The sequence below is a fragment of the Methanobacterium sp. genome, assembly GCA_030017655.1.
Taxonomy (GTDB): Archaea; Methanobacteriota; Methanobacteria; order Methanobacteriales; family Methanobacteriaceae; genus Methanobacterium_D.
Window position 1 is genome coordinate 225,720 of record JASEIM010000001.1, and the last position, 8,414, is coordinate 234,133.

Annotated in this window: 8 protein-coding genes; 2 read left to right on the top strand and 6 right to left on the bottom strand. The window is 33.7% G+C overall.

Features of this window, described 5'->3' with window-relative positions:
- Window positions 1-32: 32 nt before the first annotated feature.
- Entirely contained in the window at window positions 33-1,571 is a 1,539-nt protein-coding gene (locus tag QMD61_01170; protein MDI6723236.1) for a trehalose-6-phosphate synthase, read from the bottom strand.
- 111 nt (window positions 1,572-1,682) lie between these two features.
- Window positions 1,683-3,146: a trehalose-6-phosphate synthase gene (locus QMD61_01175; GenBank protein ID MDI6723237.1), complete on the bottom strand. Its 1,464-nt coding sequence runs from the start codon at window positions 3,144-3,146 to the stop codon at window positions 1,683-1,685.
- Window positions 3,147-3,378: 232 nt separating this feature from the next.
- On the opposite strand from QMD61_01175, the gene serA reads away from it, so the two are divergent.
- Window positions 3,379-4,959 (top strand): phosphoglycerate dehydrogenase, encoded by a 1,581-nt coding sequence (gene serA / locus QMD61_01180; GenBank protein MDI6723238.1) that lies wholly within the window; start codon window positions 3,379-3,381, stop codon window positions 4,957-4,959.
- 86 nt (window positions 4,960-5,045) lie between these two features.
- Here the strand turns inward: serA and QMD61_01185 are convergent, their stop codons facing one another.
- The 4 genes from QMD61_01185 to QMD61_01200 all read right to left on the bottom strand — a co-directional run bounded on the left by QMD61_01185 (window position 5,046) and on the right by QMD61_01200 (window position 7,495).
- Window positions 5,046-5,474, bottom strand: a complete 429-nt coding sequence (locus tag QMD61_01185) for a Mov34/MPN/PAD-1 family protein (protein MDI6723239.1) — start codon at window positions 5,472-5,474, stop codon at window positions 5,046-5,048.
- A gap of 89 nt (window positions 5,475-5,563) precedes the next feature.
- Entirely contained in the window at window positions 5,564-6,286 is a 723-nt protein-coding gene (locus QMD61_01190) for a tRNA(His) guanylyltransferase Thg1 family protein (GenBank protein MDI6723240.1), read from the bottom strand.
- Window positions 6,287-6,390: 104 nt separating this feature from the next.
- Window positions 6,391-7,155 carry an aspartate dehydrogenase gene (locus QMD61_01195; protein MDI6723241.1) on the bottom strand — a complete coding sequence of 255 codons (765 nt, stop codon included), beginning with the start codon at window positions 7,153-7,155 and terminating at the stop codon, window positions 6,391-6,393.
- Window positions 7,156-7,162: 7 nt separating this feature from the next.
- On the bottom strand, window positions 7,163-7,495 hold the full coding sequence (locus QMD61_01200) for a PRC-barrel domain-containing protein (GenBank protein MDI6723242.1): 333 nt from the start codon (window positions 7,493-7,495) through the stop codon (window positions 7,163-7,165).
- 229 nt (window positions 7,496-7,724) lie between these two features.
- Between QMD61_01200 and QMD61_01205 the strand changes: the two genes are divergently transcribed.
- Window positions 7,725-8,414: tRNA-binding protein (locus tag QMD61_01205; GenBank protein ID MDI6723243.1), on the top strand; the 690-nt coding region annotated here is incomplete at its 3' end.

Consider the following 8,414-nt stretch of genomic DNA (forward strand, 5'->3'; position numbering starts at 1 on the left):
TCCATAATTTAAAATTGATTTAGATTAAATCATTAAAATAGTTTTTGAATATCTTGGAATTGTTCCCCCATCCAAGAGTATACATTATAACTGCTGATAATTTTTTTAAGCCCTGCTAAACGCTCCCCACGTTCTTCATGACTCATCATTACAGCCTGGTACAGTGCATCCACGGTATCTTTGATATCAAAGGCATTAATGTTAATAGAATAATCTTTAAGCTCGTCATACGCTCCTGTAGTTTCTGAAAGGATTAAAATTCCGTTATTTTTATTTACTATGCTTCCTTCTTTGGGAACGATGTTCATTCCATCATATATGGAATTTACGAGAAGGCAGTCATAATTTTTAAATGCAGCGATTACAAGTGAATAGTCTGCATCAAAGTGGGGTACAATGGGTTTCCAGCCGTTTTTTGAGTATTTATTATTAATATCATCAATTATTTCGTTTAATTCAACCTTATAATCCTGATATTCTTTTACATCCTGTCTTGTTGTCACTCCAGTTATGAAAAATGTGACTTTTTCCTGAAATTGAGGATATTTTTCCAGGAATATATCATAGGCATTAAATCCTCTTATAATATTTTTGCTGGGATCTGTTCTCTCTGTTCTGTAAAATAGAAAATTATTTCCTTTAATTTTTTTAACATATTCTTCGTATTTCAGTACTTTTTTTGATTTAGAAGATTCTATAAGTTTTTTATCATCAACAGAAATAGGATATTTTTTTACATACGTTTTCCGCCCATTATAATGTACTATATCATTTTCCCAATCGATGTGATCCGCATAACTTTCACATGTCATTAGAAAATTCTTTATATATTTTTTAATGTGAAATCCGATTATATTATTGGATAATAGTCCTTCAATCATGGATTTTCGAATGTAATCCGGAAAAATTTGGAAATAATCTGGCTGCGGCCATGGAATATGTATAAAGTGGCTTAAAAAGATGTCTTTAAACTGTTTCCGTATGTAACCTGCGCAAATCTCCAGTTGAAAGTCCTGAAGCAGTATTAAGGGCTCTTTTTCGCATGAATTCACTTCATTAATAATTTTTTCTGCAAATTTCTGGTTTATGTTTTCATAGCTCTTCCATGCGTTATGAATATTTTCATCTATTTTGGGCGTATTGTATAAATTCCACATATAATGGTGTATAAACCAGATCAGGGGGTTATTCATGACATTGTAAAATTCATGATATTCATTTGAGTCATGAATGATTAGGGAAACATAGAATTTGGGATTATCTTCTGGAACGGGTATTTTACTCTGCTGATATTTTTCTGCCATTTCAGCATCTGCATCATTCATGGCACTTGCAATCCATATTCCTTTTGCTTTTTCCATAATTGGAATTAAGGTGGGTATCATGCCTCCGGCACCTGTTTTCATCCCTATTTTCCCATTTTTTTCTCTGTAAAACTCTATAGGACCTCGATTAGATGCTATAATTAAATTTTTATTCTCAAGAAATTTATTTAAATCAGAATTTAAATTTTGAATTCTTGCATCCTCCCCAATAAACTTATTATAATGTTTTTTATTGTTATTAAATATGTAATGATAAATTTATAATTATTTCGTTGTATAGGCCAGATATCTTATTAAAATAGAAAAATAAGATGATAAATGGGATAAAATTTTATTGTAACTGATTAATGATGTGGCTCAGTAATGTTTCTTAATATCTTTAAACTGTTCCTGCATCCAAATATAAACGTTTCTTTCATTAACTATCTTTTTAAGGCCCTGAATCAGTCTTGATCTTTCTTCCTGGCTCATTGTAATGGCTCTATAAATGGCATCTGCTGTCTGTGAGATATCATAAGCATTCACGATAATGGAATAATCCTTAAGTTCTTCATAGGAACCTGCTCCGTTTGACATGATCAGAACGCCGTTATTTTCGTTTACTATAGGTCCTTCTTTTGCCACAATATTCATGCCATCTACAATTGGATTTACAAGAAGACAATCGTAATGTTTGAATGCGGCCGTTACGAGGCTGTAATCAGCCTTAAAAACATGTTCTATTGGTTTCCACCCGTCTTTGGAGTATCTTTCATTAATTGAATCAATTATGTTATAATTTTCATCTCTATAATCACAGTATTCCTTGATCTGCTGTCTTGTTGGCATTCCAGTGGATAAAAACTTGACTTTACCGTGGAATTCTGGATGTTTTTGTAAGAACAACTCGTAGGCCATAAATCCTCTGTTTATATTTTTACTCAGGTCCGCCCTATCTGTTCTGTATATCAGGAAACAATCTCCTTTGATCTGTTTAATTAACTCTTCTTTTTGGATTACTTCACTGCTTTTAGCATTTTCTATAAGTTTTTTACAATCAACGGATATAGGATAATTATTTACAGAAATAACACGACCATCGTGCCATATCTTGCTACTATCATAATCCACTTTTTCTACATATGGTTCGCAGGTGTAAAGGAAATTCATTGCATATTTTTTCAGATGGAATCCAAGAATGTCATTGGATAAAAGCCCTTTAACGATTGCTTCCTGCATATATTCAGGTAAAATACTGAAATATTCGGATTGTGGCCATGGAATATGTATAAAGTGGCTTAAAAAGATATCATCCATTTTCTCTCGAATATATCCAGGGCAGGTGTAAAGGTGGTAATCCTGTATCATGATAAGCGGCTTTCTTTCATCAGTTTCTGCTTCTTCAATTATTCTTTCTGCAAACATTTTATTTACATATACATAACTATCATGCCATGCTTTATGGGTATTATCATCAATTACTGGTACATAGGGCGTATTCCACATGTAATGCTGGACAAACCAGAGTAAGGGATTACTGATCACGCTGTAATAGGCTTCATATATTTCTGGATCCACAACTACAAAAGAAACGCAAAATTCAGGGTTTTCTTCAGGAATAGGCACCAGACATTTTTCATATCCTCCAGCTACTACTCTATCTCCTTCTGTCATGGCACTTGCAACCCATGTGCCGTTAAAAGTGGCCATAAATGGAAGAAGAGTGGATACTAGCCCTCCAGCACCTCTTTTAACTTCTCTTTTTCCATTTTTAATATAAAATTCGATAGGGCCCCGGTTTGATGCTACAATCAGATTTTTATCCTTTAAAAAATCCTCTATTTCCTTTTGTGTATTATTATATACGATTTAAATCCCCCCATAATTAATAATAATCATTAATTAATTATTATTATTGTAGCAACAGATTTAAATTTATTTTCATTTAGATAAATTAAAGGGAAAATTAAGGAATTCAATAATTTAAAATAGTTTATTTATTCATTTATACTATATTATTAACAGAGTAATTCTATTAATTTAACAAATTTAACTAAATGATACTGGTGAAAATATGAATAAAAAGAAGGTAATTATAGCTGATCAAATTAACGAAAAAGGAATAGATGAACTTAAAGAAGTTGCAGAAGTGGTTGTTGATACTGATATTACACAGGAGCAATTAATTGACACAATTAAAGACTTCGATGCCATAATTGTTCGAAGCAGAACCAAAGTAACCCGCGATGTAATAGAAGCTGCAGACAAGTTAAAAATAATAGCAAGAGCAGGTGTAGGCGTAGATAATGTAGATATGGAAGCAGCCACAGAAAAAGGTATAATGGTGGTTAATGCACCAGAATCAACTTCAATAACTGTTGCAGAGCATGCAATGGGGCTAATACTGGCTCTTGCAAGGAAGATTTCAATAGCAGATAAATCAGTAAAGGAAGGTAAATGGGAAAAAAGCAGATTTATGGGTATTGAACTTGCTGGTAAAACCCTGGGTATTATAGGTATGGGTAGAATCGGTAGCCAGGTAGCCAGTCGATGTAAAGCTTTTGGCATGGAGATACTGGTTAACGACCCATATATAACAGAAGAGGCCGCTTCCAAGCTGGGGGCAAGAATTGTAGACAAAGAAACACTCCTAAAAGATGCAGATGTCATTACAATTCACGTTCCTCTAACTCCAGAAACAAAACACTCCATATCTAAAAATGAATTTGATCTCATGAAAGAAAACGCCTTTATAATAAACTGTGCCAGAGGAGGTATCATTAAAGAAGATGACCTTTATGACGCACTTAAATCCTGTAAAATTGGAGGTGCAGGATTGGATGTATTTGAAAACGAACCTCCTGAAGGCAGCCCTCTTTTAGAACTGGATAATTTAGTTGCAACACCACATATAGGCGCATCAACTAAAGAAGCGCAGAGAGATGCTGCAATCATAGTTGCCAATGAAGTAAAAAAGGTATTCATGGAACAGGCCCCTAAAAATGTTTTAAACATGCCCGTTTTAGATCCAGAGACATTCCAGGCAATTAAACCTTATTTACTGCTTGCTGAAAAACTGGCCGACTTGCTTATCCAGGCTGCAAAAGGAAACATCACTGAAGTTGATATAACCTATTGTGGTGAATTAGCAGACTTCCCGAGAGTAGATGTACTGAACAGGACTGTATTAAAAGAAATGTTAAATTCAATCCTTACTGAACCTGTAAACATGATAAATGCACCTACAATTGCCAAAAAGAGAGGTATTGTCATAACAGAGAGCAAAAGAAGTGAAGCAGAAGGCTACAGAAGTATGATGAAGGTTAAAATTAAATCTGAAGAAGGAGAAATGAGCATTGAAGGTACAGCAGTAGAGGAACCAAGAATAGTTAGGATTGATAAATACTGGGTAAACGTAAAACCAGAAGGAACAATGATAATAACAAGATATCAGGATTTACCAGGGACTATTGGTACAATAGGCACAAAACTTGGAGAACACAACATAAATATAGCTAAAATGCAGGTAGGCAGGCAAAAACCGGGTGGCGAAGCCGTAATGGTACTAACAGTGGATAATAAAGTCCCTCCAAAGGTAATTGAAGAGATTAGAGCATTAGAGCACGTATATGACTCTGTATATGTTCAATTGTGAAATTCTTACTTAAATAGTGATAATAAACATCACTTTATTTCTTTATTTTTAGATATAAAAAACTTATTTTAAATTCAACCTTTATACTAAATAACTCTAAAATTAACCACATTTCCCCAGCTATCATAAGCCATAATGCTTTCTCTGGTGTATGGTTCGGCAATTATCATATGAAAAACGCCTTTTGAAGCAAAAAATTCTAAATCAGCGCTTGAGGGGCTTGCACTGTAGCCGGGATGACTGTGAACTGATCCTAAAGAATTAAGGGTTAGGGGCTGCATGAAAACTTGCATAACAGCTCCTTCATTGGACACATCCGATGGAAGAAATATCAATCCACTTATTCGCAGTGTTTCATCTTCCACTCTACCTTCAAGGAGTGCAACAAATTCATTTGGATAGGATTCCTTTGCAATATTAATAATTTCATCTATAACTTCTTCTTCAATGTGCACTTTCTCAAACTGGAGCTTATCGGTTCCTAGAATTTTGCCAAGGATGTTTTTAAGCTTCATTTTATCAAAAATATATGAATATTATTTTTCTTCATTGTAGTTCATTCTATACTTTTTGATTCAATTTCTTTTCCTAAAAAATAAGATATTTACATGAATTTATAAAAAAAATCTGCATTGAAAATTGGTAGATTATAATCTACATAAACCCTTTTTCGCATGGATTGTGTTTTTTTCTTTTCTAATGGATTATACCCTTCAATCATTACTTCTTTTTTATAAATTCCAATACCTCTTCTTTGCCATGCTGGAAGTTCAGCAAGATTTATTCGCCTTTTAAATAAAATATCGTGGAGCTCATTACTTTTTTTCTTTTTTAAAATTCCTGTGGCCTCTTTTTTAGAAAACTCTTCTCTAAGCGTCCAATAGGCGTATCCATTGATGCAGTTCCTCCATGCTTCATTCTGCCGTTCCTTAAAGTATTCAACAACACCAGCTTTTTGGAGGGGAATTATTCGTGAATCGAATGAAATTGGTTTTTTAATTGATTTTTCCGTGTTAAAAATGTTTTTTGTGAAACTACCCGATATAAAACTTGCAAAAACAGAGTCTAATTTCTCAATTCTTCCATTAAATGGAATTTCAGAAAGAAGAATGTTTATTTCGTCAGAGAATGTATAAATAAATGACGGATTAAACTCTTTGAAGAAATCTTTTGAGGTTTCAATGATTAAATCCTTGAAATGTTCATCATAGGGTTTTTCAAGTCCAAGATCTCCTGATAAATTGGAAAATTTCCTGCCATCTACCCTTACAACGATTTTAGATCCGCATGGTACCTTTAAACTTGAAAAAATTTCGCATTCTTTCATAGTGATCAGATATTTACTTTATAAGCAGTTACTAATTATTTTAACTATTTTTATAAAAAATATAGATGATATGTGCATTTTAAAATAACAGATAATTGTGGAATTTAAGTTCCAACAATTAAATTCTCATTTAAACTGTTTAGAAGTTTAATTGCAGAATAAGCAGCTAAAACGCTTGTTTTTGGATTTATGGAGCATCTAACATTTTTGGTAATGGTCTTAAATTCCCCTGAATCTCCAATTACGTGAACTTCGTGCATATTTCTATCTACATTGGGATCTGCAATTATTTTAACATCCACATCCTTTCCACAGGCAATACTCAGTGCTGCTGCCACGTTTATGTTTGTAGGAAATTCTTTAACAGCTCTTGATGCTTTACCTTCATAAAGAATGGTTTCACCATCAGCTGATATTCCAAGAGATCTGGGAGGTTTTCTTGTGATAAGGGTTGCTTCTTTTATTTTGCCGATAGAAGCTGCCTTAATACCATCCAGACCAACAATAGCCCCAGAAGGCGCATATATTTTAGCATTATTTGATGCAGCGATATCTTCTAATTTATTTCTAAGTTCAAAATCCATTAGAGCCCCTATGCTCATTATAAGAACATCTTTACCCTTTTCAAGGACTTTAGGAACCACGTCTGCAACAGCCTGGGGAGAAGCTGCTTCAATCACAAGGTCGACTTTATCAAGCATGTCTTCAACTTCAAGGACAACGGTTCCATCTACCTGAAGGGCTAAATTTTCAGCCCTTTCAATATCTCTATCAAAAAAAAATTCCAGTTCAACGCCCAATTTGCCGTCAACAGCAAAATTGGTTATTATATGGGCTATAGCGCCGCATCCAATAATCCCAACTTTCATACTTTCCCTATTGCACGGCAGGTGTAGCAGGGGTTGAAGTTGTCAGCACTTCGGGGCTGATTAAAAGGATATCTCCAACAGCCTGAACCCTATCATAAGGGATATCTATAGTTCCTTCTTCTTTAAGGGGTCTTATTTCATCTGCTTCAGGAACAAAACGCATGCTGGTTTTGATAACATCCCTTATTCCAACACTTCTTTTATCCTGAGCCATTGCCCTTGCTTTTAGAACTGATACTCTCCCTTTTTTAATGTTTAAAATGACATCCTGAACTCTTCCAACGTATTTTCCTCGTGTTGTGTACACATCCAAGTTGTATAGGCTAGATAAATCGACCATTACTATCACCACATAAATTTTTCTTAAATATTTATGAAATCTAAATAACTAAATAAGATTAGACTTATTTATATACTTAAATATTTCGAAAATTAGCCCATGGTTTTAAAATAAGATACATAAATGTATATGAATTCCAAATACCTTAAATGGATAAAAAAGATAAAAAAATTGGGAAACCAGAATTAGATTTATAAAAATTGATTGATTTAAATTTCATGGTGATTATATGTGGGATACAAGCAATGATTATCGGTTATTAGTGGCCGAAAAATCAGTAGATCTATTTTTAAGGACAATAGAAGGAGCTAATTTAAAGGGAAGATGGAATAAAAGAAAAGTAGTTGATAATGCTAAAGATATGATTCCAGAACTCCAGTCATTATATTATTCTTATGTAGAACCTGCTGATTTGGCCCAGATGCCTCAGATTGATTCTTTAAAAGAAAAAGCTAACCAGATAATTGAATTTTTAGGTGGGGAAAGCTGGTACAGGGATTTCCTTGATCTGGCCAATAAAGATGAAAAAAGCAAATTAGAAGAAGCTATTGCTAAAATAAGGTTCTTTTTGAACATAATTTTAAATATAGACAAACGATTAGCCCTTGGACCTATAGATGATCCAGTAATAGCAATTGATCTTAAAGTTGGAGAAATTGTAAGTGTTGGAGGACATCCAAAAGCAGATAATCTGCTTGTTTGTAATGTAAATATTAAAGAAAGAGCTATAACGGTTGTAACAAATGATTTAACAGTTAAAGAAGCAAATATGGTAGCAATTGCCATGCTTCCTCCTACAAGTTTCATGGGAATTACCAGTGAAGGAATGTTTCTGGGTGCGGGGGATGGAATATTAAAGGATGTTCAGGGAGAAATCGGCGAAATGCCCAAGAGAATTCCTTTAGAAGCACTTAACGAG